Annotated in this window: 25 protein-coding genes and 1 other RNA gene; 20 read left to right on the top strand and 6 right to left on the bottom strand. The window is 65.0% G+C overall.

What is annotated here, in order from left to right; all coding sequences use genetic code 11:
- Positions 1-25: 25 nt before the first annotated feature.
- The 3 genes from dnaX to yfcF all read right to left on the bottom strand — a co-directional run bounded on the left by dnaX (position 26) and on the right by yfcF (position 2,597).
- A complete protein-coding gene (gene dnaX, locus BN940_RS17830) occupies positions 26-1,618 on the bottom strand; it encodes a DNA polymerase III subunit gamma/tau (RefSeq protein WP_242404267.1) in 1,593 nt (530 codons plus the stop codon).
- A gap of 24 nt (positions 1,619-1,642) precedes the next feature.
- An RNA gene (gene ffs, locus BN940_RS18305) (signal recognition particle sRNA small type) lies at positions 1,643-1,740 on the bottom strand.
- Positions 1,741-1,964: 224 nt separating this feature from the next.
- Positions 1,965-2,597 (bottom strand): glutathione transferase, encoded by a 633-nt coding sequence (gene yfcF / locus BN940_RS04205; RefSeq protein WP_043680489.1) that lies wholly within the window; start codon positions 2,595-2,597, stop codon positions 1,965-1,967.
- A gap of 243 nt (positions 2,598-2,840) precedes the next feature.
- Here yfcF and BN940_RS18300 point away from each other — a divergent pair, with 243 nt between their 5' ends.
- The 8 genes from BN940_RS18300 (at position 2,841) to BN940_RS04175 (ending at position 8,787) form a co-directional block, all read left to right on the top strand.
- The gene (locus BN940_RS18300) at positions 2,841-3,140 is read left to right on the top strand and encodes a 2Fe-2S iron-sulfur cluster-binding protein (RefSeq protein WP_084330509.1); all 300 of its coding nucleotides are present in this window, start codon (positions 2,841-2,843) and stop codon (positions 3,138-3,140) included.
- Between the two features lie 144 nt (positions 3,141-3,284).
- Positions 3,285-3,572 (top strand): phenol hydroxylase subunit, encoded by a 288-nt coding sequence (locus BN940_RS18295; protein ID WP_084330508.1) that lies wholly within the window; start codon positions 3,285-3,287, stop codon positions 3,570-3,572.
- On the top strand, positions 3,569-4,558 hold the full coding sequence (locus BN940_RS04200; protein WP_043680487.1) for a ferritin family protein: 990 nt from the start codon (positions 3,569-3,571) through the stop codon (positions 4,556-4,558). Before BN940_RS18295 ends, BN940_RS04200 begins: the two co-directional genes overlap by 4 nt.
- A gap of 10 nt (positions 4,559-4,568) precedes the next feature.
- The gene (locus BN940_RS04195; protein WP_043680485.1) at positions 4,569-4,838 is read left to right on the top strand and encodes an MmoB/DmpM family protein; all 270 of its coding nucleotides are present in this window, start codon (positions 4,569-4,571) and stop codon (positions 4,836-4,838) included.
- 10 nt (positions 4,839-4,848) lie between these two features.
- The gene (locus BN940_RS04190; protein ID WP_043680482.1) at positions 4,849-6,393 is read left to right on the top strand and encodes an aromatic/alkene/methane monooxygenase hydroxylase/oxygenase subunit alpha; all 1,545 of its coding nucleotides are present in this window, start codon (positions 4,849-4,851) and stop codon (positions 6,391-6,393) included.
- Between the two features lie 10 nt (positions 6,394-6,403).
- The gene (locus BN940_RS04185) at positions 6,404-6,763 is read left to right on the top strand and encodes a phenol hydroxylase subunit P4 (protein WP_043680479.1); all 360 of its coding nucleotides are present in this window, start codon (positions 6,404-6,406) and stop codon (positions 6,761-6,763) included.
- A 24-nt stretch (positions 6,764-6,787) separates the two neighbouring features.
- Entirely contained in the window at positions 6,788-7,843 is a 1,056-nt protein-coding gene (locus BN940_RS04180) for an NADH:ubiquinone reductase (Na(+)-transporting) subunit F (RefSeq protein ID WP_043680476.1), read from the top strand.
- Between the two features lie 14 nt (positions 7,844-7,857).
- A complete protein-coding gene (locus BN940_RS04175; RefSeq protein WP_043680472.1) occupies positions 7,858-8,787 on the top strand; it encodes a catechol 2,3-dioxygenase in 930 nt (309 codons plus the stop codon).
- A gap of 42 nt (positions 8,788-8,829) precedes the next feature.
- Here BN940_RS04175 and BN940_RS04170 read toward each other — a convergent pair whose 3' ends face one another.
- Positions 8,830-9,573: an FCD domain-containing protein gene (locus BN940_RS04170; protein WP_242404266.1), complete on the bottom strand. Its 744-nt coding sequence runs from the start codon at positions 9,571-9,573 to the stop codon at positions 8,830-8,832.
- Between the two features lie 120 nt (positions 9,574-9,693).
- Between BN940_RS04170 and BN940_RS04165 the strand changes: the two genes are divergently transcribed.
- The 12 genes from BN940_RS04165 to BN940_RS04110 all read left to right on the top strand — a co-directional run bounded on the left by BN940_RS04165 (position 9,694) and on the right by BN940_RS04110 (position 20,666).
- Entirely contained in the window at positions 9,694-10,161 is a 468-nt protein-coding gene (locus BN940_RS04165) for a GlcG/HbpS family heme-binding protein (RefSeq protein ID WP_043680469.1), read from the top strand.
- A 4-nt stretch (positions 10,162-10,165) separates the two neighbouring features.
- A complete protein-coding gene (locus BN940_RS04160; protein ID WP_043680466.1) occupies positions 10,166-11,620 on the top strand; it encodes a 2-hydroxymuconic semialdehyde dehydrogenase in 1,455 nt (484 codons plus the stop codon).
- Between the two features lie 11 nt (positions 11,621-11,631).
- Positions 11,632-12,417: a 2-oxopent-4-enoate hydratase gene (gene dmpE, locus BN940_RS04155; RefSeq protein WP_043680463.1), complete on the top strand. Its 786-nt coding sequence runs from the start codon at positions 11,632-11,634 to the stop codon at positions 12,415-12,417.
- A 121-nt stretch (positions 12,418-12,538) separates the two neighbouring features.
- A complete protein-coding gene (gene dmpH, locus BN940_RS04150; RefSeq protein WP_043680460.1) occupies positions 12,539-13,327 on the top strand; it encodes a 2-oxo-3-hexenedioate decarboxylase in 789 nt (262 codons plus the stop codon).
- 11 nt (positions 13,328-13,338) lie between these two features.
- Positions 13,339-13,530 (top strand): 2-hydroxymuconate tautomerase, encoded by a 192-nt coding sequence (locus BN940_RS04145; RefSeq protein ID WP_043680458.1) that lies wholly within the window; start codon positions 13,339-13,341, stop codon positions 13,528-13,530.
- A gap of 54 nt (positions 13,531-13,584) precedes the next feature.
- Positions 13,585-14,514, top strand: coding sequence for a SphA family protein (locus BN940_RS04140; RefSeq protein WP_043680455.1), 930 nt, complete (start codon positions 13,585-13,587; stop codon positions 14,512-14,514).
- A gap of 40 nt (positions 14,515-14,554) precedes the next feature.
- On the top strand, positions 14,555-16,024 hold the full coding sequence (locus BN940_RS04135) for a methyl-accepting chemotaxis protein (RefSeq protein ID WP_084330507.1): 1,470 nt from the start codon (positions 14,555-14,557) through the stop codon (positions 16,022-16,024).
- Between the two features lie 22 nt (positions 16,025-16,046).
- Positions 16,047-17,342, top strand: coding sequence for an ABC transporter substrate-binding protein (locus BN940_RS04130; RefSeq protein ID WP_052355594.1), 1,296 nt, complete (start codon positions 16,047-16,049; stop codon positions 17,340-17,342).
- A complete protein-coding gene (locus tag BN940_RS04125; RefSeq protein ID WP_043680450.1) occupies positions 17,339-18,064 on the top strand; it encodes an ABC transporter ATP-binding protein in 726 nt (241 codons plus the stop codon). Before BN940_RS04130 ends, BN940_RS04125 begins: the two co-directional genes overlap by 4 nt.
- Positions 18,061-18,765 carry an ABC transporter ATP-binding protein gene (locus BN940_RS04120; protein WP_043680447.1) on the top strand — a complete coding sequence of 235 codons (705 nt, stop codon included), beginning with the start codon at positions 18,061-18,063 and terminating at the stop codon, positions 18,763-18,765. The genes BN940_RS04125 and BN940_RS04120 overlap by 4 nt, the downstream gene beginning before the upstream one ends.
- Positions 18,762-19,634, top strand: a complete 873-nt coding sequence (locus BN940_RS04115) for a branched-chain amino acid ABC transporter permease (protein WP_242404265.1) — start codon at positions 18,762-18,764, stop codon at positions 19,632-19,634. The genes BN940_RS04120 and BN940_RS04115 overlap by 4 nt, the downstream gene beginning before the upstream one ends.
- A gap of 9 nt (positions 19,635-19,643) precedes the next feature.
- The gene (locus BN940_RS04110; RefSeq protein WP_043680445.1) at positions 19,644-20,666 is read left to right on the top strand and encodes a branched-chain amino acid ABC transporter permease; all 1,023 of its coding nucleotides are present in this window, start codon (positions 19,644-19,646) and stop codon (positions 20,664-20,666) included.
- Between the two features lie 128 nt (positions 20,667-20,794).
- Here the strand turns inward: BN940_RS04110 and BN940_RS04105 are convergent, their stop codons facing one another.
- Together BN940_RS04105 and ligM are read right to left on the bottom strand one after the other, a co-directional pair.
- Positions 20,795-21,967 (bottom strand): ABC transporter substrate-binding protein, encoded by a 1,173-nt coding sequence (locus BN940_RS04105; RefSeq protein ID WP_043680442.1) that lies wholly within the window; start codon positions 21,965-21,967, stop codon positions 20,795-20,797.
- 121 nt (positions 21,968-22,088) lie between these two features.
- Complete coding sequence (ligM, locus tag BN940_RS04100; protein ID WP_043680439.1) at positions 22,089-23,495, bottom strand: vanillate/3-O-methylgallate O-demethylase; 1,407 nt, start codon at positions 23,493-23,495, stop codon at positions 22,089-22,091.
- Positions 23,496-23,500: the final 5 nt, after the last annotated feature.

The raw sequence follows: 23,500 nt of genomic DNA, 5'->3' as shown, positions 1-23,500 counted from the left end.
GTGGCGGCGGCGTCGAAGGGTTCGGTCAGGTCGTCGGGGACGGCGTCCGTCCAGTCGTCCGAGGCGGATGCGGCCTCGTCCGGCGGCGCGGGCGGCGCCGGATCGGGGTCCGGGATCGGGTCGCGGTCGGGCGCCGGATCGGGATCGGGCGACGGGATCGGCTGCCGGGGGGCGCGGCCTCCCAGGCGGGAGTCTCGGCGAGTGCGGCGGCGGAAGCGGCCTGGGCCGGGACCGGCGGCACGGGTGCGGCGGGAACGGGGGCCGGTGCAGGCGCCCACGCGGACGGCGCGGCGGCGGGGGCGGCATGGGCGGCCCGGGCTGCGACCGGCGCGGGCTCGGGCGAATACCTGGGCGCGGCGGTTCCGGCGGGCGCGGACGCTGCGGGCACGGACACGGCGGCTTCAGCGGACGCGGGCGCTGCAGGCGCAGGCACGGCGGCTTCGACGGGGACGGGCGCCGCCGCGTCGGGCGCGGCGGCCGGACGGGCCTCCGCGCCGGCCGTCGGCGGCGAGCTCATCACCACGGGCGGCACGCGGCCTTCCGGCAGCAGGGCCAGCATGCGCAGGCAGGCCATGATGAAGCCCGCCTGCTCGTCGGGCGCCAGGGCGAGTTCCTGGCGGCTGTGCACCGCCACGGCGTAGAACAGTTGCACGTCGTCCGGCGTCAGGACGCCGGCGAGGGCGGTGACGTCTTCGGCCAGGGGATCGTCGGCCTGGGCATGGCCCAGGCGCTGGGCGATGGCCACCCGCGACAGCAGGACGGCCAGGTCGCCCAGGGCCGCCTGGAACGACAGGCCGCGCGCGGCCAGGTCGTCGGCCACGGCCAGGATGCCGGGCGCGTCGGCCGCGGCCAGCGCCCGCAGCAGGTCCAGCAGATGGCGCTGGTCCAGGGTGCCGAGCATCTCGCCCACGGCGGCGGCGGTGAGGTTGCCCGCCGAGAACGAGATGGCCTGGTCCGTGAGCGACAGGGCGTCGCGCATCGAGCCGGACGCCGCCTGGGCGATCAGGCGCAGCCCCTGGGGGTCGGCCGGCACGGATTCCTGCGCCAGGATGTCCTGCAGGTGGTCGACGATGGCGGGCACCGTCATCTGCTTCAGGTTGAACTGCAGGCAGCGCGACAGCACCGTCACCGGGATCTTCTGCGGATCGGTGGTCGCCAGGATGAACTTGACATGCTCGGGCGGCTCTTCGAGCGTCTTGAGCATGGCGTTGAACGCATGCCCGGTCAGCATGTGGACTTCGTCGATCATGTAGACCTTGAAGCGGCCGGACGACGGCGCGTAGACCGCCTGTTCCAGCAGCTGGGTCATTTCGTCGACGCCCCGGTTCGAGGCGGCGTCGAGCTCGATGTAGTCCACGTAGCGGCCCGCGTCGATCTCCGTGCAGGCCTGGCAATGGCCGCAGGGCGTCGCGGTGACGCCCTGGACGCAGTTCAGGGATTTGGCGAGGATGCGCGACAGGGTGGTCTTGCCCACGCCGCGCGTGCCGGTGAACAGCCAGGCGTGGTGCAGCCGGCCGGACGACAGCGCATGGGTCAGGGCACGCACCACGTGATCCTGGCCGATCAGCGTATCGAATGAACGGGGGCGCCATTTGCGCGCCAAGACGAGATAACTCATGGGCCGCCCTGGAGGGGGAAAAGGAAAGGCGAGCCTGACTTCGGCACTGGTTCCGCGCGGCTGTGGCTGCTTCGTTCCCGACCTGACCAGGTTCACCGCCGAACCATGCGAAGGGGCCCGCCTCGGCAATTTTAACAGGGTTTCGATGCCGGTTCGCCCCCCGTCCGGCGCCCCCGTCCGGCGATCGGGACGGCCCGGCGCGGGGCGCGGCGGCATGGCCCGCCCGTCCCGCGCGCGGGAGGAACGCGCGGTAAGCGCGCTGGGCAATCGGAATCTCCGCTGACCCGACCCACGCGCAGACGGAACGCGCCGCGGGACGCCATGCATCGACGCGGGATGCGAGGCGTCAGAGTCCGGGGCGCGGCAGCACCACCCAGCGCTGCGCCGAGGGCCGGTGCCATTGGCGGTCCGCGTAATCCGCCAGCCGCTGGGGCACGGCGTCGCCGCACAGCGTCAGCCGGCTGATCATGAGCGCCAGATCGAAATCGGCGATGCTCCATGCGCCGAACAGGTCGCTGGCACCCTGGGGCAACAGGCGATCGGCCACCGCGAACAGCCTGTCCGCCGCCTGCCGCGCCGCATCGGACAGGGGCGCGGGCGGCGGCGGCCGGCGAAACAGGTTTTCCGCCGAGCGTTCCTCGCGGATCGGCATCAGGTCGGAACGCAGCCATGCCTGGATCTGGCGCGCCCGCGCGCGGCCCTGGGCATCCGAAGGATAGAGCGCGGGGCCCGGAAAGACCTCGTCCAAGTATTCCGCGATGGCGGACGACTCGGCCAGCGCGAACGATCCATGCGCCAGCGCGGGAACCTTGCCCGTCACGGACAGGGAGACGTAGCCGGACTCGCGCTGCGCCCCCGCATCGAGATCGACCGGCGACAGCTCGAAGGACACGCCCTTTTCCTCCAGGGCGACGAAGGCCGACATCGCGTACGGGCTGATGAAGTTCGCGTCGGTGTACAGGGTGACGGGTTGCGACATGCGGGAGCCTCCTTGTGCCATTGATCCATGGGCGCGGCCCGATGCGCATCGATCGGGCATCGGGCCGCAGGAAGCATGTTAGTCCCGCCGGCGGAGCCGGATCGGGGTCCGGCGCCTCCATCGCGGCGAAAAGCGCCTTTTCCCCCGCCAGCACAGCGAAATTTCTTTACAGGAAATGGCCCAGACAATAATATCGAGAAAAAACCATATATCCGTGATTATTGGTGGATACTTGGAGACATCATGGCAGCGCAACACCAGGTCCGCATCGAAGTCAGCGGCGAAACCTTTCCATGCAACGAAGATCGCAGCGTACTGAGCTCCATGGAGACACAGGGCCGGCGGGCCATTCCGGTAGGGTGCCGCGGCGGGGGATGCGGCGCATGCAGGGTCCGAATTCTGTCGGGAACCTTCGAGGTTCGGCGCATGAGCCGCGCCTGCGTCTCCGAGCACGATCAGGCGCAGGGGATCGTCCTGGCCTGCCAGCTCTATCCCCGATCGGACCTGAACCTTCAAGTGCTGGGGCGAAGCCGGAAAACTTGACCCCAACCAAGAAAAATCTCGATAAAATTTAAAATTTCGATATAATAACCATGCCCTGAGATCATCAGGGTCATCCTCAGATGAAAACGAAGGCGTCATCCATCCGGAAACGGAGGGAATGAACAGCCCCTTGGAGACAAGTCCATGCAAACGACCCCCGTGTCGATTGATGTGACTCGAAAGTATGTACGGCTGCTGCGGCGCCGGCCAGACGGTTTCGTCGAGTTCGAGTTCGCCCTTGGCGAGCCCGATCTCTATGTCGAAATGATCTTGCCAGCGCCAGCCTATGCGTCTTTCTGTGCCATCAATGCTCCAGAAGAACTCCCCCCTCGAACCGGACACGATGAATCCGGCCTGGGCCTGTCGCTGAGCCAGGCGGTTGAACGTCTGCGTAGTCCTTCTCATCCATCCTCAAAGGAGGCAAATCAATGAACATTGATCTGCGTACCGTATCGCTCAAGCCCTTGCGCCATACCTATGGCCATATCGCGAGACGGTTTGGCGACAAGCCCGCATCCCGTTACCAGGAAGGCACCTACGACCTTCAGGCAACGGCCAACTTCCACTACCGTCCCACCTGGGAACCGCAGTACGAGTTGTTCGATGCGAGCCGCAGCGCCATCCGCATGGCCGACTGGTACGCACTGAAGGACCCGCGCCAGTTCTACTATGGCGCCTATACCATCGCCCGGGCACGCAGCCAGGAAATTGCCGAAGACAGCTTCAAATTCGTTGAAGACCACGACCTTGTGGGAGAAATCGACGAAACGCTGCGGCATCGGGTGCTGTCCGTGCTGGTGCCCCTGCGCCACGTGGCCTGGGCCGCCAACATGAACAACGCCGCCATCGGAGCCTATGGCTACGGCGCCGCGCTGGCCCAGGCGGCGGTCTTCCACGCCATGGATCACCTGGCCATTGCGCAGTACCTCACGCGGATCGGCCTAGTGCTGCACGACGACCCGGTCATCCTCGACCAGGCCAAGGCGGCCTGGCAGGATGCCCCGCACTGGCAGGGGCTGCGCCGCTATGTCGAGGATTCCCTGGTCATCAAGGATCCGGTGGAACTGCACGTGGCCCAGAACCTGGTGCTCGACGGCCTGATGTACGCGCTGCTCTTCGACCAGTTTGCCACGCACGTCATCCCGACCAAAGGCGGGGCCACGGTGGCCTCCCTGACGCGGTTCATGTCGTCATGGTCCGAAGAAACCCGCAAATGGGTCGATGCCACGATCAAGGCCATGGCGGCCGAATCGGACGCGAACCGCGAAGTGCTGCAAGGCTGGCTGGCGCGCCTGCTGCCGCAGGCTGTCGAGGCGCTCCGGCCGGTGGCCGGCATGGCATTCGACGACAAGGCGCAAGCCATGCTCGATGCCGCCCAGGAACAATTGCAGGCCCGCCTGGCGAAGTCGGGGCTCTAGGAGAAACACGATGCCCACTGTTTTCATTGCGCTGCAGACCACGGACGAAACGCGCCCCATCATCGAGGCCATCCTGGCCGACAACCCGCACGCCGTGCTGAACGAGCAACCCGCCATGGTCAAGATCGACGCGCAAGACACGCTGGTGGTCAAGCGGCAGTCCATCGAAGAACGTATCGGCCGCGATTTCGACCTGCAGGAGTTGAACGTGCACACCATCACCCTGGCCGGGAACATCGAAGAAACCGATGAATCCGTCACGCTGAGCTGGAACACTTGAGGAACTGATCATGGATATGCCCACGAAGAAGGCCAAGCTGAGCCTGAAGGAAAAGTATCAGCACATGACCCGCGGTCTCGACTGGAACCCGACGTACCAGCGGTTCGAGGACATCTTTCCCTTTGCCCGCTACGAGGGTCTCAAGATCCACAACTGGGACAACTGGGAAGATCCATTCCGCATGACGATGGACGCCTACTGGAAGTACCAGGCCGAAAAAGAGCGCAAGCTCTACGCCATCATCGACGCCTTCACCCAGAATAACGGCCACCTGAAGGTGACCGATGCCCGCTACCTGAATACGGTCAAGCTGTTCCTCACTGGGGTGACGCCGCTCGAATACATGGCGCACCGCGGCTTCGCCCACGTCGGCCGCCAGATTCCCGGAGGCGGCGCACGGGTCGCCTGCCTGATGCAGTCGGTCGACGAAGTACGGCACGCGCAGACCCAGATCCACGCCATCTCCAATTACAACAAGCACTACAACGGCTTCCATGAATTCCGGCACATGCATGATCGTGTCTGGTATCTCTCCGTGCCGAAGAGCTTCTTCGACGATGCGTTCAGTGCCGGTCCCTTCGAGTTCCTGCTGGCGATCTCGTTTTCCTTTGAATACGTGCTCACCAACCTGCTGTTCGTCCCGTTCGTATCGGGAGCCGCTTACAACGGCGACATGAACACGATGGCCTACGGGTTCTCGGCGCAGTCCGACGAAGCGCGCCACATGACGCTGGGCCTCGAGGTCATCAAGTTCATCCTCGAACAGGATCCCGACAATCTGCCCATCATCCAGGCCTGGGTCGACAAATGGACCTGGCGCGGCTATCGCGTGCTGACGCTGGTGGCCATGATGATGGACTACATGCTGCCCAAGCGCACCATGAGCTGGAAGGAGGCTTGGGAAATCTATTTCGAGGAAAACGGGGGCGCCCTGTTCAAGGACCTGGCACGCTACGGCATCAAGGTGCCCAAGTGCGTCGAAACCATTGCCCTCGAAAAAGACCACCTGTCGCACCAGGCCTGGAACACGCTCTACAACTACGGCGCCGCGGCCGCCTTCCACACCTGGTCGCCCACGGCGTCCGAAATGGACTGGCTGTCCTCGAAATATCCCGATTCCTTCGACAAGCTCTATCGCCCCCGCCTCGAATTCCAGGCCGAGCAGGAAGCCAAGGGCAACCGTTTCTACAACAAGACCCTGCCCATGCTGTGCCAGGTCTGCCAGATTCCCATGATGTTCACCGAACCCGGCGACCCGACGAAGATCTGCTACCGCGAGGCCGACTACAAGGGCGACAAGTATCACTTCTGCTCCGACCACTGCAAGGACATTTTCCAGCACGAACCGGAGAAATATTCCCAGGCCTGGCTGCCGGTCCATCAGATCTATCAGGGAAATTGCTTCCCCGAAGGCACGGATCCCACTCAGGAAGGTTTCGACCCGCTGGCCGCCGTGCTGCAGTACTACAAGATCGACCGTGACAACCTGGATTTCAACGGCTCGGAAGACCAGAAGAACTTTGCTGCCTGGAACGGGCAGGCAAACAGCAACTAAGGAGACCGACATGGCAGTCAAGTCACTGGGACCGTATGATTTTCCACCCAAGGATCGCCTGGAAAACTTCCATGGAAATCAGTTGACGTATATCGGCTGGGAAGACCACCTGCTGTTCTGCGCCCCCTTCTGCTTTCCCTTTCCGCCCGACATGCCGTTCGGCCTCATCATCGACCAGGTGCTGCCGGGAGCCTTCGGCTATCACCCCGACTTCGCCCGGATCGACTGGTCCAAGGTCGAATGGTTCAAGTCGGGCCGCCCCTGGACCCCGCAGCACGATAAATCGCTGGCGGAAAACGGCTTGCGCCACAAGGATGTCCTGAGGTTCCGCACGCCTGGCCTGACGGGCATCCATGGTTCCCGCATGTAGTCGTCATCGAAAAGTGGGTGCAGCATGTCGTACGAGTTAAAGATCGAACCCCTGGGCGCCATCGTCGAGGTCGAGGAAGAACAGACGATTCTCGATGCCGCCCTGCGCGCAGGCGTCTGGCTGCCTCACGCCTGCTGTCATGGTCTGTGCGCCACCTGCAAGATCCAGGTGGTGGAAGGCGATATCGACCATGGAGAATCCTCCAGTTATGCACTGATGGATTTCGAGCGGGAGGAAGGCAAGACCCTGGCATGCTGCGCCCGCCTGGAAAGCGACACCACCATCGAGGTCGATATCGACCCGGACCCCGATGCGCGTCTGATCCCCGTGCGCGATCACAGCGGCGTCGTCAGCCAGGTCGTCAGCCTCACGCCCACCATCAAGGCCATCCATATCGAACTGGACGATCCAATCGATTTCATGGCGGGCCAGTACATCAATCTGCGGATCGACCAGGGCCAGTTCTGCCGCGCCTTCTCCCTGGCGCAGCCGCCCGCCCAATCGCGCCAGGTCGAGCTCAATGTACGGCTCGTTCCCGGGGGCGAAGGCACGACCTGGATCCACGAGCGGCTGCGGCCCGGCATGCGTGTGAATTTCTCGGGACCTTATGGCCAATTCTTCGTTCGCAAAAAGGCGCAGGCCCCTTCGCTGTTCATCGCCGGAGGGTCCGGGCTGGCCAGCCCACGGTCCATGATTCTCGACCTGCTCGCCGAAGACCCGGACGCCCGCATCACCCTGGTCTACGGCCAGCGCACCCGGGAAGAGCTGTATTACCACGAGGATTTCCTGGCTCTGGCAGCCCGGCATCCTGGCCTGACCTACGTTCCCGTCCTGTCCCACGAGCCGGAGACCTCGACGTGGACGGGCTGCCGCGGCTTCGTGCACGATGCGGCGCGCGCGCACTTCCAGAACGACTTCCGCGGCTGGAAGGCCTACCTGTGCGGACCGCCGCTCATGATCGAAGCCTGCATCAGCATGCTGATCCAGGGACGTCTCTACGAGAAAGACATCTATACGGAAAAATTCATTTCGGCTGCCGACGCGCAGCAATTACACAGCCCATTATTCAAGAGGCTTTAACAGGAGGCATTATCATGGCAATCACTGGAGTCCTGCGTCCCGGACACGTTCAGCTTCGTGTGCTCGACCTCGAAGAAGGGGTTCATCATTATCGCGACGTTCTGGGCCTGGTCGAAACAGGCCGCGATGCGTCGGGACGCGTCTATCTGAAGGCCTGGGACGAACGCGATCATCACAGCGTCGTCCTGCGGCAGGCCGACGAGGCCGGCATCGATTTCTTCGGCTTCAAGGTGCTCGATGCCGCAACGCTGGACAGGCTGGAAAAGGACCTGCAGGCATACGGCGTGCAGACCAGCCGCATTCCCGCCGGAGATCTGCTGGAGACGGGCGAGCGCGTGCGCTTCGGCATCCCTTCCGGGCACCAGATCGAGCTGTACTGGGAAAAGACCGACGTCGGCAATGGCCAGCCCTATGTCAATCCCGAGCCCTGGACCGACCAGAGCGAAAACGGCATCGCCCCCATTCGTCTCGATCACTGCCTGCTGTACGGCCCCGATATCGAGAAGGTCAAGGACATCTTCGTCGATGTCCTCGGATTTTATCTGGTCGAACACGTGGTCATGGAAGACGGGCAGACCGATCTGGCCGTCTGGCTGTCGTGCTCGATGAAGGCGCACGATATCGCGTTCGTGCGCCACCCCGAGCCCGGCAAGCTGCATCACACCTCGTTCCTGCTCGAAAGCTGGGAAAAGGTGCTGCGCGCCGCCGACATCATGTCCATGAACAAGGTCTCCATCGACATCGGACCCACACGGCACGGCATCACGCGGGGCACCACGATCTATGCCTTCGACCCCAGCGGCAATCGCTTTGAAACCTTCTGCGGCGGATACCAGAGCTACCCTGACTGGCAGCCGATCAAGTGGACCTGGGAAGAAGTCGGAACCGGCATCTTCTATCACGATCGCGTCTTGAACGAGCGCTTCCTGTCAGTCGTTTCCTGATCGGTGCGGGCCTGCCGCCGCAGCGCGCGGCAGGCCGATGCCTCAGGCGTCGTGGCTGTCCTGGACATTCCGGCCTGAATGTCCGTTGAAGAAATCACTGGGCATTTTCTTGATGCCATCGAGCGTTCTCAGGATGTGTTCCGAGAGCGCCGATCTGGCGCGGGTGATGTCGCGCGCAATGGACGACTCGAAAAGGATCACATGCTCGGAATGCACGTCTCTGGCGATCGGCTGCTTGAGGATGCTGAGCCGGCGGTACCGCTCGGACTGCTTGTAGAGCAGGCTTTGGAAATATTGAATCCAGCGCGAAGGGCAGGCGCTGATCAGCGCGTCGTGGAAGGCATGGTTCCGCCGTTCCCATTCATCGGTGAGGCTGATGCTTTCCGCAGTGATCTTCTGCTCGACCTTGGACAAATGATGGAAGGCGGAAATGACATTCGATTCCCATTCGTCATCTCCGTGCTCGATCGACATCTCGAGGGCGGTGCACTCGATCAGCAGCCGGGAGCGTGTGATGTCTTCGAGATCGTTCATGGAAATGGGCGCGACGCGAAAGCCGCGCTGCCCCTGGGTGACGACCAGGGCATCGGTCACCAGCAGCAGCAGGGCCTCGCGCAAGGTGCCGGCACCCACCTCGTACTGGTCCTTCAGATGCTCGACGCGCAGCTTCATGCCCGGAGGATGGACGCCGTTGATGATGTCGTCATGCAGTTGGCGATATGCGCCTTCCACCAAGGTCTTCGGGCTGGGCTTGTCCAGCAGGGCATTGATCTTGGGCTCGTTCACGATGCGGGTCTCCATGAGACATGAGAAGAACGTCTGTCATGCCATTATACGAAATATAGCTATTTCGCTTAAATCACGAAATTGATATATAATCTCGAGAAATAGAAAAGAGAGCATCCGATGATGGTTTCCGAAACGCTTCGCACGGTGACGTGGCAGGCCGCACTGCTGGCCTGCCGGGCCGCGGTCGATCACGCCGCCGGCCAGGGCTGGCAGGTGAACGTGGCGGTCACCGACCGGTCCGGCACGCTCGTCGGTTTCCTGCGGATGCCGCGGTCCTTCCCGCAATCGGCGCAGATCGCCATCGAAAAGGCCAGGACGGCAGCAGGCTTCGGCTTTCCCACTTCGCAGTGGATGGCGGCCTGCGCCGACAACGAAGGCATGAAGCTGGGTTTTTCCAATCAGCCCGGGCTGATCGTATTCGGCGGCGGCCTGCCTCTCGTCGATGGCGGCCAGGTCATCGGCGGCATCGGTGTCTCCGGCGCCAGTGAAACACAGGACGAACAATGTGCCCGGATCGGTCTCCAGGCACTCGAAGCGGCTTCAACGCAAGAACAGCAACCCCCGAAACAACGACCTTTCGAGTGAAACCATGAAGGACATCCTCAACTTTATCGATGGCCAGTTCGTTGGAACGGCTTCGCAATTCATCAAGCATTCGCCCATGGATCACTCGGCGATCGCCCGCGTGCATGAGGCGGGGCTGCCCGAAGTGAACCGTGCGGTGCAGGCGGCACGCAGGGCGCTGAAAGGGCCGTGGGGCAGCATCCGGATCGAAGAGCGGGCCGATCTCCTGAACGGTCTCGTCGCCGCCATCAATCGGCGCTTCGACGACTTCCTGCAGGCCGAGTGCGCCGATACCGGCAAGCCTCTGAGCCTGGCCTCCCATCTCGACATCCCGCGGGGAGCCGCCAATTTCAAGGTCTTCGCGAACCTGATCCAGAATGCCCCGTCCGAATTCTTCGAGTCCCACACGCCCGATGGCCTGGGCGCCTTGAACTACGCGGTTCGCCGGCCCGTGGGGGTGATCGGCGTCATCTGTCCCTGGAATCTGCCCCTGCTGCTCATGACCTGGAAAGTCGCCCCGGCACTGGCTTGCGGCAATACGGTGGTCGTCAAGCCTTCCGAAGAAACGCCGCAGACCGCGACGCTGCTGGGCGAAGTCATGAACGAAGTGGGCATCCCGGCCGGCGTCTACAACGTCGTCCATGGTTTCGGCCCCAATTCCGCGGGGGCCTTTCTCACCGAACACCCCGCGGTCGACGCGATCACCTTCACGGGTGAGACCCGAACCGGAACCGCCATCATGCAGGCGGCCGCCAAGGGCGCCAGACCGGTCTCCTTCGAGCTGGGAGGCAAGAATCCGGCCATCGTGTTCGCCGACTGCGATCTCGATGCGGCGATCGAGGGCTGCGTCCGTTCCTCGTTCTCGAACAGCGGCCAGGTCTGTCTGGGAACCGAGCGGATCTACGTCGAGCGTCCCCTGTTTGAAGCATTCGTGCAGCGGCTCAAGCAAGGAGCCGAAGCCCTGAAGATCGGCTGCCCCGATGAAGAAGGCGTCGCGCTGGGACCGCTGGTTTCGCGTGAGCACCAGCAAAAGGTGCTGTCCTACTACCGCAGGGCGCAGGAACTGGGCGCTACGGTCGTCACCGGCGGCGGCGTTCCGCCGATGCCGGCGCCTCTGGCCGAAGGCGCATGGGTGCAGCCCACCATCTGGACCGGCCTGGATGATGATTCCCCCATCGCGCGCGAAGAAATCTTCGGGCCCTGCACGCTGGTGCAGCCCTTCGATGCCGAAGACGAGGCCATCCGCCGCGCCAACGACACGGACTACGGCCTGGCCTGCTCCATCTGGACCCGCGACCTCTCCCGCGCACACCGGGTGGCCGGCCAGATCGAAGCCGGACTGGTCTGGGTCAATTCCTGGTTCTTGCGCGAATTGCGCGCCCCCTTCGGCGGCTCCAAACAATCCGGTATCGGCCGCGAAGGCGGCCTGCACTCGCTCGAGTTCTATACCGAGTTGCGCAACATCTGCATCAAACTCTGAGGGGTCTCCGCATGGCTGAACAACTGATCACGCAGCAGGGCGACCTGCTCTACCAGGCCCTGCTCGATCGTCGGCCGATTGCGCCGCTCACGGAAAGCCACCCCGGGCTCACGATCGAGCAGGCCTATCGCATCCAGGAGCACATGGTGGGCCGGCGCCTGGCGACGGGCAGCCGCGTCGTCGGCAAGAAAATCGGCGTCACGAGCCAGGCCGTCATGGACATGCTGGGCGTCCATCAGCCCGATTTCGGCTACCTGCTCGACGACATGATGCTGGCTTCCGGGGCTGACATCGCGCTCGACACCCTCATCCAGCCCAAAGCCGAGGGCGAGATCGCATTCCTGCTCAAGAAAGACCTGCAGGGGCCCGGCATCTCGGTGGCCGAGGTCTATGCCGCCACCGAAGGGGTGCTGGCCTGCTTCGAGATCGTCGACTCACGCATCCGCGACTGGCAAATCAAGATCCAGGATACGGTGGCCGACAACGCGTCGTGCGGCGTGTTCGTGCTGGGAGATCGGCTGGTCGATCCGCGCCACCTCGACCTGAGCACCTGCGGCATGGTGCTCGAACAGAATGGCGAGGTGGCCGTCACCGGCGCGGGGGCTGCCGCCCTGGGGGCGCCGGCCGCCGCCGTGGCATGGCTGGCGAACCAGCTGGGCCGGCTGGGCACCCCGCTGAAGGCGGGCGAGATCGTCCTTTCAGGCGCGCTGGCCGCCATGGTGCCCATCCGGTCCGCCTGCGATCTGCGCCTGTCGATCGGCGGGCTGGGCAGTTGCGAGGTGCGCTTCCACGCATAGCACGCTATTTTTCGCCTTCATCACGATCGCCAAAGAAACGGCACGAGCATTTCAAGGAAAACGACATGAGAAAGATCCATCCTCCGCAGCCAGGGGCACAGGTGCGGCCACGAGGTGCGGCATGAAGCTGACAGAAGCAACGATTGTGGCGCTCGCCGAACACCTCGAGAACTGCGAGCTGCAGGCGCGCGACACGCCCAAGATCACTCTGGACCACCCCGAGATGGACTGGGACGACGCCTATGCCATCCAGGACGAAATCATGCGGCGCAAGCGCTCCCGGGGCGCGCGGATCGTGGGCCTGAAGGCGGGGCTGACCTCGTACGCGAAGATGCGCCAGATGGGTGTGGAGACCCCGGTGTTCGGGTTTCTGAGCGATGGCTTCAGCGTGCTCGACGGCGGTGCGGTGGCGACCGGCGAACTGATCCATCCCAAGGTCGAGCCCGAGATTGCCTTCATGATCCGCACGCCGCTGCGCGGCCCGGGCTGCCATGTCGGCCAGGTGCTCGCAGCCACCGATTTCGTCGTGCCGGCCATCGAAGTGATCGACAGCCGCTACCGCGACTTCAAGTTCGACCTGAAGAGCGTGGTGGCGGACAACTGCTCGTCGGCCCGTTTCGTGGTGGGAGGCATGATGCGCAACGCGCGCGATCTGGATCTGCGCACCACGGGAGTGGTGCTCGAAAAGAACGGCCGGGTCGTCGCGCTGGGGGCGGGTGCGGCGGTGCTGGGGCATCCGGCCACGGCAGTGGCCGAGCTGGCCAACCACCTGGGCCGGCGCGGCGCCGAGATTCCCGCAGGCACCCTGGTGCTCTCGGGGGGCATCACCGAAGCCGTGTCCGTGGCCCGCGGCGATTCGATCCGCCTGCGAGTGCACGAGATGGGTTCGGTGTCCGTCCATTTCTCATAGGAGCCATTTTCATGCCCTTTGTTCAGGTTTACATGCTCGAAGGCCGTACGGAAGCACAGAAGAAGGCCATGTACGAAAAGATGACCCAGGTGCTGGTCGAAACGCTGGGAGTCCCTCAGCAGAACGTCCGCATCTGGGTCCACGATATGCCCAAGGAGAACTGGTCCATCGCCGGCGTCTCGGCCAAGGACCTCGGGCGTTAGCGGCAAGCCGCATCTGCATTTCACGACAACACGATATCCTCAGGAGACAACCCCATGAAGACCAAGAAGCTGGTCCTGGCGCTGACGCTGGCGCTGGGCCTGTGCGGCCTGGCCCAGGCCAAGGAAGGCGGCGACCAATATCCCAACGGCGCCGAGAACTGGATGGCGGGCGCCGTGCCCCCGCCGGGCGGCTACTTCATCAACTACGCCGGCTACTACTCCGGCAAGCTGCGCGACGGCAACGGCGACAAGGTCCCAGGCGCCAGCGTGGACGCCTGGTTCGACGCCCTGCGCTACGTCCACGTCACCCCCCACCAGATCCTGGGCGGCAACTGGGGCTGGCACGTCATCGCGCCCCTGGTGCACCAGCGCATCCGCATGGGCGGGGGCTCGGACACCGAGGCCAGCCTGGGCGATGTCACCGTCAGCCCCTTCATCCTGTCCTGGCACCGCGGCAACTGGCACTGGGCCGCGGCGCTCGACATCTACGTGCCGCTGGGCGAATACCATTCGGGCGAGCCGCGGCGCAGCATCGGCGCGAACTACTGGAGCTTCGAGCCGCTGTTCGCGGTCACGTACCTCGATGAACAGGGCTGGGAGGCCTCGGCCAAGTTCATGTACAACTTCAAGACCACCAACACCTCGTTCAGCCCGTTCCAGGGCGGGCCCAAGATGGACTACCGCTCGGGCGACGAGTTCCACATGGACTTCCTGCTGGGCAAGCACTTCGGGCCCTGGGGCGTGGGCGTCTCGGGCTACTACGTGCAGCAGACCACCGACGACACGCTCGACGGCGAGACCGTGTCCTCGGCCTTGGGGCCGTGGTCCGACGGACGCAAGGGCCGGGTGCTCGCCTTCGGCCCCAGCGTGAACTACGCCGCCAAGAACGGCATGCAGTTCATCGCCCAGTGGCAGCACGAGACCCTGGTCAGGAACCGCTTCGGCGGCGACAAGTTCTGGCTCAAGTTCATCATGCCGCTCTGACCCCGGGCGCAGTCCGTTCAACGAGTCGAGGAGATGCGCCATGCCGCGTGGTGTTCACTGGTTCAGCATGATGGGCTGCCTGCTGGCCGCGCTGCTGACGTTTCTGGCGTGGCCTCATGAGGCCATGCCCGCTCTGCAGGCCTGGCGGGCCCCGGCCCTGGCCGGACTGCTGCTCCTGAGCCTGGCGGGGTTCCTGGCGGTCATTCTGCTTCCCCGGCTCTTGCAGCGATCCGGGCCGGTGGCCCGAACCCTGAACCAGCTCGATCGCCATGCCCTGGACGTGACAGTCAACAATGCCAGCATGATGTCGTCGTTCACGCGCGTCGTGGCCTTTTCCCGACAGCAATCCGAAGTGCTCGCCGGCGTACGGGAAAGCATGGAAACGCTGGCACACAGCGTACATACCGTGGCGGACTCGGCCGGGATCACGCGGGACGAAGTGGATTCGATGCATGAACTGGCCTCGCGCGGCGATGCCCTGCTGCATGAAACCACCGGGCGGATCGGTTCGCTGGCCGAATCGGCCGCCGGCCTGGACGAGCGGTTCCGCGAGGTGCTGCGCCATGCGGGGGAAATCGAGAATTTCCTGGGCGTGATTCAGAACGTGGCCATGCAAACGAATCTGCTGTCCCTCAATGCCGCCGTCGAAGCGGCCCGGGCGGGCGAACAGGGGCGCGGATTCGCCGTCGTGGCGGGGGAAGTCCGCAGCCTGGCTGCCCGTACGGGCGAAGCCACGGTGCAGATCCGGTCCATGATCTCGGGCATTTCCTCCAGCGCCCAGGCGGCCGACGGCTTCCTCAAGACCGTGCTCGCCGACATCCAGGCCGGCGTCGAACGCACCCGGGAAACCGCGCAGGCCCTCGCCGACATCGGCGAGCGCTCCCGGCGCACCCTGGATGCCGCCCGCGATCTGGCCGCCGCCGCACGGACGCAAAGCGGCCTGGGAGAAAAAATCGCCCGCGACGTCGATACCCTGGCCAATGCCGCGCAGCAGTCCGTGGAATGGGTGGGCAAGAGCAATGCCCAGCTGCGCGTGGTGCAGGGGCAGATCGGCCTGCTGAAGCGCTCGACCTCGGCGCTGATCCCTGCCCGCGACGACCTCGACATCCTGATGGACGGCATCGAAGAAATGCGGGCCTGCAACATCCTCATCATGAATGCCGAGGCCTGCGCGGAACTGACCGGCGTGCTCGAGCGCATCGTCGAGCTCGACCAGATCATCGACGCCCACTGGCAGCATTTCCGGCGGGATCGCCGCCACCGGAGCCTCGAAGCTGCACTGTCCGCCTTCGAGACGGCCCTGGCATCCTATCGGGCCATTCGTCACGAGGTCCTGCAACTGGCCCGGCAGGAACGCTTTGCCGAAGTTCGCATCAAGGTCCCCGCCGAAGTCCGTCCCGCCTACGACCACGTCAAGTCGGCCTTGTCCCATCTGAACGGATCGCATCGGCCGCAGCCGGCCGGCGGCCGGTTCAAAAGCCTGTTCCGGCAGGCCGTTCCCACCCCATAACAAGACAAGATCAGGAGACAAAATGAAATCATCCCATCAAGGCTCGTCCCACGCGTTTTCCGCACCTCGACGCAGCGCACTGAAGAAGCTGGGCGGACTGGCCGCCGCCTCGATGCTGCCCATGCCGTCCGCCCGAGCCGCCCAGAGCCTGAAGATCGGCTACGTCAGTCCGCAGACGGGGCCCCTGGCCGTCTTTGCCGAACCCGATCCCTTCACGCTGGATCAGGTTCGCGGGGCGCTGGCCTCGGGCATCAAGCTGGCCGGCAAGCCATACGCCGTCGAAATCCTCTACAAGGACTCCCAGTCCAGCTCGAACCGGGCGGCCGACGTCACCTCGGCGCTCATCCTCGAGGACAAGGTCGATCTGGTGGTGGCCGCCAGCACCCCGGCCACCACCAACCCCGTGGCCGACCAGTGCGAGCTCAACGGCGTGCCGTGCGTGACGACCGACACGCCCTGGCAACCTCATTTCTTTGGCCGCGGCGGCGATCCGAAGCAGGGGTTCGAGTGGACCTGGCATTATTTCTGGGGCCTGGAGGACATCATCGGCGTATTCACCAGCCTCTGGGAGCAGATTCCGACCCGCAAAACGGTGGGCTCGCTGTGGCCCAACGATTCCGACGGCAATGCCTGGGGAGACGCCAAGATGGGGTTCCCGCCCGTGCTGGCGCAGAAAGGTTTCGAGCTGGTCGATCAAGGCCGGTACCAGACGCCTTCCGACAACTTCTCGGCCTACATCAACGCCTTCAAATCGGCGCAGGTCGATATCGTGACCGGGGTGGTGCCGCCTCCCGATTTCGCCAATTTCTGGGCGCAATCGGGACAGCAGGATTTCCGTCCCCGGATCGTCACCGTGGCCAAGGCGTGCGAGTTCCCGGCGGCCATCGAATCCTTCGGCGCAAGGGCCGAAGGGCTGTCGGTCGAAGTCTGGTGGTCGCCGGCCCACCCCTTCGCTTCCAGCCTGACCGGCCAGTCGTCGGCCGAGCTGGCCCAGGCGTTCACGGCCTATTCGGGCCGCCCCTGGACGATGCCGCTGGGCTTCAAGCACTCGCTGTTCGAGGTGGCGGTGGACGTCTTCAAGCGGGCGGCCGAGCGCAGTCCCGAAGCGATCCGCGACGCCATCAGGACGACGCGGCTGGATACCGTCGTGGGGCCCATCGACTTCGCCTCGGGGCCCGTCCCCAACGTCTGCAAGACCCCGCTGGTGGGAGGCCAGTGGCAGCGCGGCACCCAGGGCCTGGACCTGCGGATCGTCGAAAACAGCCAGGCCGGCAATATCGCCGTCCAGGGTCGCCTCGAGCCCATCCGCTACGCATGAACGCACAGCTCGAACTCAGGCGGCTGGCGCGCTCCTTCGGCCGCCTGCAGGTGCTGGAAGACATTTCCTTCTCCCTGCCGGCCGGCGAGGTGCTGGGCATCATCGGCCCCAACGGCGCCGGCAAGACGACCCTGTTCAATCTCATCGCGGGCGATCTGGCGCCGGACAACGGCCAGATCCTGTTCGAGGGCGAGGACATCACCCGTCTCTCGGCGGCCCGGCGCTGCCTGCGGGGCATCGGACGCACCTATCAGATCCCCCACCCCTTTGCCGGCATGACGGTCTACGAGAACGTGCTGGTGGGGGCCAGCTTCGGGGCCGGGCGCAGCGAGCGCGAGGCCCGGGCGCCCGCCCGGGATGCGCTCGAGCGAACGGGCCTGCTGGGCAAGGCGAACCGTCTGGCGGGCAGCCTGCCGCTGCTGGACCGCAAACGGCTCGAGTTGGCGCGCGCCCTGGCCACCGATCCCAAGGTCCTGCTGCTCGATGAGATTGCCGGGGGCCTGAGCGATCCCGAAGTGACCGAGCTGCTGCGGATGATCGACACGATCCGGCGCACAGGAATTTCGATGATCTGGATCGAACACATCGTGCATGCCCTGATGGCCGTGGCCGATCATCTGCTGGTGCTGGACGCGGGCCTGGTGCTGACCCAGGGACGGCCGCAGGCCGTCATGGCCGATCCCAGGGTGAAGGAAGTCTATCTGGGGATGGCGCTCGAATGACGCAACTTCAAGCCTGCGACCTGAAGGCCAGCTACGGAGATTTCCAGGCGCTCTACGGCATCGACCTGGTCCTGAACCAGGGCGAGATGCTGGCCATCATCGGCGCCAACGGCGCCGGCAAGACCAGCCTGCTGCGGGCGCTCAGCGGCACGCTTCCCGCGCAGGGGCGGGACATCACCCTGCACGGACGCCCCATCGGGCATCTGCCGGCGCATGAGATCGTGGCACTGGGCATCGCCATGATTCCCGAAGGCCGCCGGCTGTTTCCGAGCCTGGACGTGGAAGAAAACCTGCTCATGGGCGCATATGTCGGGCGGCCCGGTCCCTGGTCGCTGCGGTCCGTGTACCGGCTGTTTCCCGATCTGATGGCCTTCCGGAAAACGCCGGCCACCCAGCTCTCGGGCGGACAGCAGCAGATGGTGGCCATTGGCCGGGCGCTGATGTCCAACCCGGAAATCCTCCTGTGCGACGAGGTGTCGCTGGGCCTGGCCCCCGTGATCGTACGCCGTGTGTATCAGGCCTTCCCCGAGATCCGCCGCCAGGGCGTTTCCATCATCCTGGTCGAACAGGACATCCGTCAGGCCCTGTCCAGCGCCGATCGCATGATGTGCCTGTGCGAGGGCCGGGTCGTTCTGCAGGGAAAGGCCCAGGCCTTTGGCCAGGAAGAAATCTCGCGGGCCTATTTTGGAGTGGATCGATGATGGTCTGGGCAAATGCGGTGATCCAGGGTGTGCTGGCGGGCGGTCTGTACGCCCTGATGGCCCTGGGGCTTTCCCTGGCGTTCGGGATCATGCGTCTGGTGAATATCGCCCATGGCGATCTGACGGTGCTCGCGGCCTTCATCGCCCTGTCGCTGGCCACCTGGCTGGGGGTGGGCAACTGGGTGGTGCTGATCCTGCTGGCGCCTCTCATGGGGCTGCTGGGGTATCTGCTGCAACGCAGCCTGCTGAACCGGGTGCTCGGTTCCGATCTGCTGCCTCCGCTCCTCATGACCTTCGGCCTGTCCATCATGATACAGAGCGGCTTGCTGCAGGTGTATTCGGCCGATACCCGCAGCCTGCCTTCGGGCACGCTGACGACCGAAAGCTTCTCCCTGGGCGGGGGACTCCAGGTCGGGGTGCTGCCCCTGCTGGTGCTGGGTGTGGCCGTTCTCGTGTTCGTGCTGCTGCAGGGCCTGTTCCGCTGCACGCGGCTGGGACGCGCGTTCAGGGCGGCGGCCGACGATCCGCACACGATCAGGCTGATGGGAGTCGACAACCGCCATGTCTATGCGCTGGCCATGGGCCTAGCGATGGCCGTCACGGCACTCGGAGGATTCTTCTTCGTGCTCGGCGGCAACGTGGGGCCGGCCGAGGGCGGCCTGCGCCTGATCTACGCTTTCGAGGCGGTCATCATCGGCGGCCTGGGCTCGCTCTGGGGCACCCTGCTGGGCGCCCTGGTCCTGGGAGTGGCGCAATCCATCGCCCTGCAACTGAACCCGGGCTGGGGCATTCTGGGCGGACACCTGGCTTTCCTGCTCGTCCTGGCCTTCCGGCCTCAAGGCCTGTTTCCCGTCGTCAAGCATGCTTGAAGGACTCCCATGCCCTCGCTGAAAAACCTTCTTCCCGCCGGCGGATCCGCCGCCCGGCGCCTGCCGGCGATCCTGCTGACCGCGGGCGTGGTCCTGCTGGCACTGGGCCCCTGGTGGGCGGACCGCGCCAGCCTGCGCCTGCTCAGCGAATTCTTTTACATGCTGGCTCTGGCGCAGATGTGGAACCTGCTGGCCGGATACGGGGGTCTGTTGTCGATCGGGCAGCAGGCCTATGTGGGCCTGGGCGGCTATGTCCTGGTGCTGTTCGGGCTCAAGCTGGGCTTGAATCCTTTCCTGACCATCCCGCTGGCGGGCCTGGTCTGCGGCTTGCTGGCCTGGCCCATCGGCCTGCTGATGTTCCGCTTGCGCGGGGCCTATTTTGCCGTCGGCACCTGGGTCGTGGCCGAGGTCTGCCGCCTGCTGCTGGCCAATGTCAGCGCCTTTGGCGGCGGATCGGGGATTTCGGTCACGGCCACGCTGCGCGGCATGCCGGCCGCATGGCGCGAGGCCCTGACGCTCTGGTCCGCCCTGGCCCTGGGCCTGGGCGCCACGGGGCTGGTCTTCCTCCTGCTTCGATCCCGCCATGGCCTGGCCTTGACCGCGGTGCGCGACAGTGTCCGGGCGGCAGCCAGCCTGGGGGTGTCCACCCGCCGCATCCAATGGTTCGTCCACGTAGTCTGCGCCATGGGCTGCGGCATGGCGGGCGCCCTGATTTTCATCACCAAGCTGCGGATTTCGCCCGATGCCGCCTTTTCCATCGACTGGATGGTGGCCATGATCTTCATCGTGGTGATCGGCGGGATCGGCACGATCGAAGGGCCCCTGGTGGGCACCCTTCTGTATTTCATCCTGCGCGAGCAGCTCAGCGGCTACGGCAGCTGGTATCTGATCATCGTGGGCCTGCTGACCGTCGCCGTGATGCTCTGGAGCCCGAAAGGGCTCTGGGGCAGCCTTCACGCCCGCTTCGGGCTCGAACTCTTCCGGGTACGCCGCAACCTGGCGATGGATCGGCCCAGATCGGCCGACAACTGAGCCCAGCGGCTGCGCAGGGGCGCCGGCATCCTCCTGATGCCCGGCGCAGATGAAGTTGTGGTCCTCGATCCGTGCCACATCCCTCTGGGCAACCCAGGTCAGGGAGGAATCCGGCCGTTTTTCGGAGGTCAGGACCGCTTTTCGGGATCCTTGACCGCCTCGTAGGTGTGGAACTCGACGTTCTGCAGCACGCCGTCGACGCGCTCGACCTTGCGGATGTACATGTTCTGCACGATGTCGCGCGTGGCCGGATCGATTTCGACCGGGCCGCGGGGGCTGGTCCAGCGCATGCCCCGGATGGCCTCCATCATGGCCGGGCCCTTGGCATTGCCGCCCGTCTTCTTCAGGGCCTCGTAGATCAGGTGCATGCCGTCGTAGCCGGCCACGGCGACCATGTTGGGCCGCACGCCCGGATAGGCCTTCCGGTAGGCCGCCACGAAGGCCCTGTTCTCGGGCGAGGCGTGGGCTTCCGAGTAGTAGTAGGAGGTGATGATGCCCAGTCCGTTGTCGCCGATGGCGTCGAGCATGTCTTCCGTGGTGATGTCCCCGGTGGCGAGCAGCCTGATCCCGGCCCCGGCCAGGTCCCGTTCCTTGTAGGCCTTGGTGAAGCCGATGCTCTGGTCGCCGTTGGGAATGAAGGTGAAGATCGCGTCCGGCCTGGCGTCCTTGATCTTCTGCAGGAAGGGCGCGAAGTCCGGGCTGGTGAGCGGTGTGTGGAGCTCGCCGGCGATCTCGCCGCCCAGCGCCGTGAAGGCCTTCTTGAACGAGGCGGCGGCATCGTGCCCGGGCCCGTAGTCCGCGACGCTGACGTACACCTTCTTCAGCTTGTTTTCCCAGGCCCAGGTGGCCATGGGTGCCGCGGCCTGGGGCAGCGCCACGGAGGTGCGCACGATGAAATCCGATTTCGTCGTGATGGAGGAAGTCGCCGCGTTCATGACGATCATGGGCGTTTGCGTCTGCTGGGCGAGCGGCGCCGTGGCGAAGGCGCCCGGCGTCAGGCCGAAGCCGGCCAGGATTTCGGCCCCGTCGTTGATGAGCAGCGTCTGGGCTTCGCGCTTGGTGAGGGTGGGGTTGACGCCGGTGTCGTCCTTGACGATCGGCACGATCCTGCGCCCCGCCACGGTGTCGCCATGGAGCTGCATGTAGAGCTTCACGCCGTTCATCATTTGCTGGCCCGTGGTGGCGAACGGCCCCGACAGGGGAACCACCAGCCCGACCTTCAAGTCCGCGGCCCGGCACAGGCCGGGTGCCGCGACCGCCAGCAACAGCGCGGCCAGCCCGTGTTTCAGATGCTGAATCATGTCATGTCTCCTCGCTGAAGGAACGGACGGGCCGCCCGCACCCGCCCGCGTCCTTCGCATGGTATCGGTCTGCGACCGTCGTTCTGGAATGAGAATGAGCAACGCCCCGGCGAGCGGCGCGTCAGCCGACGCGGCTGGTGCGCCAGCCTTCGGCATAGTGCTCGCGCGCCACCTGCGAATAGGGGACGGCGCTGACCACCACCCGGATCTCGGTCTGCCGGTGGCGCTCCACGGTGGCTTTCCGGGTGCCGCCGTCCTCCTCGCCCCAGACGACCCGCAGTTCCGCCCCGATGGGGATTTCATGGTCCACCACCGCCAGCGACAGCCCGCTGCGTTCGTTGTAGCTGTAGCCCGTGAACATGGACAGGCCCACGGTGCGCCCGCTCGCGTCGATGACGCGGTCGTAACTGGAGAACGCGTAGTTGGCCTGAGGCAGGTCGAAATACTTGAAGTTCTGGCCCTCCGGCTCGAACATCGACGCCAGCACCCGGGTGAGGTCCTCGCGGTTCCAGGCCAGGGTGACCTTCTTGCGCTGTGTCGCGGGGTCCAGCGCCTGGAGTGCCTCGCGGCCGTAGAACTCGTGGTCGAAATTGATGATGTGGCCGTAGCCCAGCTCGTACGGGTTGAGGTAGTAGTCCTCGATCCTGTCCGAGACGAAGCTGCCGCCGATGCTGCCGGTGGCCTCGTAGCTGTCCGCCCCGAGCCAGCGACGGTAGTCCGCCAGCTTGTCGCCGGTGTAGATGGCGGGCAGCGGGGAAGGAATCCAGCCGGATTCCAGGGTATTGGTGGAATAGGCGCGCGCGCCCACCGGGACCAGGCCGAATTCCGCGCCCGCCTCCAGGATCGCCGCCCGGACCTCGTCGGCCTCTTCGTACGGCCCCCAGACCTCCAGCCCGGGCTCGCCGGCCATGCCGTGGCGCAGGGCGCGCACCGGCCTGCCGTTGATCTTCATGCTGCCGATATGGAAGAACTTGACCTGCTCGAGCGGGCCGCCGTTGAGCTTTTCCAGCACGGGCCAGGCCTTGGGGCCCTGGACCTGATAGCGGTAGAGGCGGCGCTGGACGGGCTTGCCCATGGGACGGGACGGAGAGCGGGCGTCGCGTTCGATCTGGACGTCGTACTCGCCGGTCTGGCCAAGGTACATCAGCCAGCTCGACACGGGCGCGCGGCCCACGTAGATCAGCGTGTCGTCCGGTTCCCAGAACAGGATGCCGTCGCCGATCACGTGGCCGTACGGCGTGGTCGCAATGAACTGCTTGGCCCGGTTCGGGTTGAAGTTCTTGAAGGAATTGATCGTGGCGTGGGAAATCAGCTTGTGCGCGTCCCGGCCCCGGATGAAGACGTTGTCCATGTGGTGGCTCTGGTCGTACAGCACGGCCGTCTTGCGCCAGGCCGCCTGCTCGTCGCGCCAGTTGGAGAATTCCGGCGCGACCACCGGATAGACGTAGGCGCCGACGCGCGAGTTGCGCAGCATCTGCACGATGTTCTTCTGCTGCTGCAGAATTTCTTCGAGGTTGTGTGCGGTCATGGTCT

This window comes from Castellaniella defragrans 65Phen, from assembly GCF_000612685.1.
Lineage (GTDB): Bacteria > Pseudomonadota > Gammaproteobacteria > Burkholderiales > Burkholderiaceae_B > Castellaniella > Castellaniella defragrans.
This window is presented reverse-complemented; position numbering and strand designations above follow the sequence as displayed.

What these genes read in the sequence shown, in the direction of transcription:
- dnaX (WP_242404267.1), bottom strand. Translation starts at nt 1,618, where the DNA reads ATGAGTTATCTCGTCTTGGCGCGCAAATGGCGCCCCCGTTCATTCGAT.
- yfcF (WP_043680489.1), bottom strand. Translation starts at nt 2,597, where the DNA reads ATGTCGCAACCCGTCACCCTGTACACCGACGCGAACTTCATCAGCCCG.
- BN940_RS18300 (WP_084330509.1), top strand. Translation starts at nt 2,841, where the DNA reads ATGGCAGCGCAACACCAGGTCCGCATCGAAGTCAGCGGCGAAACCTTT.
- BN940_RS18295 (WP_084330508.1), top strand. Translation starts at nt 3,285, where the DNA reads ATGCAAACGACCCCCGTGTCGATTGATGTGACTCGAAAGTATGTACGG.
- BN940_RS04200 (WP_043680487.1), top strand. Translation starts at nt 3,569, where the DNA reads ATGAACATTGATCTGCGTACCGTATCGCTCAAGCCCTTGCGCCATACC.
- BN940_RS04195 (WP_043680485.1), top strand. Translation starts at nt 4,569, where the DNA reads ATGCCCACTGTTTTCATTGCGCTGCAGACCACGGACGAAACGCGCCCC.
- BN940_RS04190 (WP_043680482.1), top strand. Translation starts at nt 4,849, where the DNA reads ATGGATATGCCCACGAAGAAGGCCAAGCTGAGCCTGAAGGAAAAGTAT.
- BN940_RS04185 (WP_043680479.1), top strand. Translation starts at nt 6,404, where the DNA reads ATGGCAGTCAAGTCACTGGGACCGTATGATTTTCCACCCAAGGATCGC.
- BN940_RS04180 (WP_043680476.1), top strand. Translation starts at nt 6,788, where the DNA reads ATGTCGTACGAGTTAAAGATCGAACCCCTGGGCGCCATCGTCGAGGTC.
- BN940_RS04175 (WP_043680472.1), top strand. Translation starts at nt 7,858, where the DNA reads ATGGCAATCACTGGAGTCCTGCGTCCCGGACACGTTCAGCTTCGTGTG.
- BN940_RS04165 (WP_043680469.1), top strand. Translation starts at nt 9,694, where the DNA reads ATGATGGTTTCCGAAACGCTTCGCACGGTGACGTGGCAGGCCGCACTG.
- BN940_RS04160 (WP_043680466.1), top strand. Translation starts at nt 10,166, where the DNA reads ATGAAGGACATCCTCAACTTTATCGATGGCCAGTTCGTTGGAACGGCT.
- dmpE (WP_043680463.1), top strand. Translation starts at nt 11,632, where the DNA reads ATGGCTGAACAACTGATCACGCAGCAGGGCGACCTGCTCTACCAGGCC.
- dmpH (WP_043680460.1), top strand. Translation starts at nt 12,539, where the DNA reads ATGAAGCTGACAGAAGCAACGATTGTGGCGCTCGCCGAACACCTCGAG.
- BN940_RS04145 (WP_043680458.1), top strand. Translation starts at nt 13,339, where the DNA reads ATGCCCTTTGTTCAGGTTTACATGCTCGAAGGCCGTACGGAAGCACAG.
- BN940_RS04140 (WP_043680455.1), top strand. Translation starts at nt 13,585, where the DNA reads ATGAAGACCAAGAAGCTGGTCCTGGCGCTGACGCTGGCGCTGGGCCTG.
- BN940_RS04135 (WP_084330507.1), top strand. Translation starts at nt 14,555, where the DNA reads ATGCCGCGTGGTGTTCACTGGTTCAGCATGATGGGCTGCCTGCTGGCC.
- BN940_RS04130 (WP_052355594.1), top strand. Translation starts at nt 16,047, where the DNA reads ATGAAATCATCCCATCAAGGCTCGTCCCACGCGTTTTCCGCACCTCGA.
- BN940_RS04125 (WP_043680450.1), top strand. Translation starts at nt 17,339, where the DNA reads ATGAACGCACAGCTCGAACTCAGGCGGCTGGCGCGCTCCTTCGGCCGC.
- BN940_RS04120 (WP_043680447.1), top strand. Translation starts at nt 18,061, where the DNA reads ATGACGCAACTTCAAGCCTGCGACCTGAAGGCCAGCTACGGAGATTTC.
- BN940_RS04115 (WP_242404265.1), top strand. Translation starts at nt 18,762, where the DNA reads ATGATGGTCTGGGCAAATGCGGTGATCCAGGGTGTGCTGGCGGGCGGT.
- BN940_RS04110 (WP_043680445.1), top strand. Translation starts at nt 19,644, where the DNA reads ATGCCCTCGCTGAAAAACCTTCTTCCCGCCGGCGGATCCGCCGCCCGG.
- BN940_RS04105 (WP_043680442.1), bottom strand. Translation starts at nt 21,967, where the DNA reads ATGATTCAGCATCTGAAACACGGGCTGGCCGCGCTGTTGCTGGCGGTC.
- ligM (WP_043680439.1), bottom strand. Translation starts at nt 23,495, where the DNA reads ATGACCGCACACAACCTCGAAGAAATTCTGCAGCAGCAGAAGAACATC.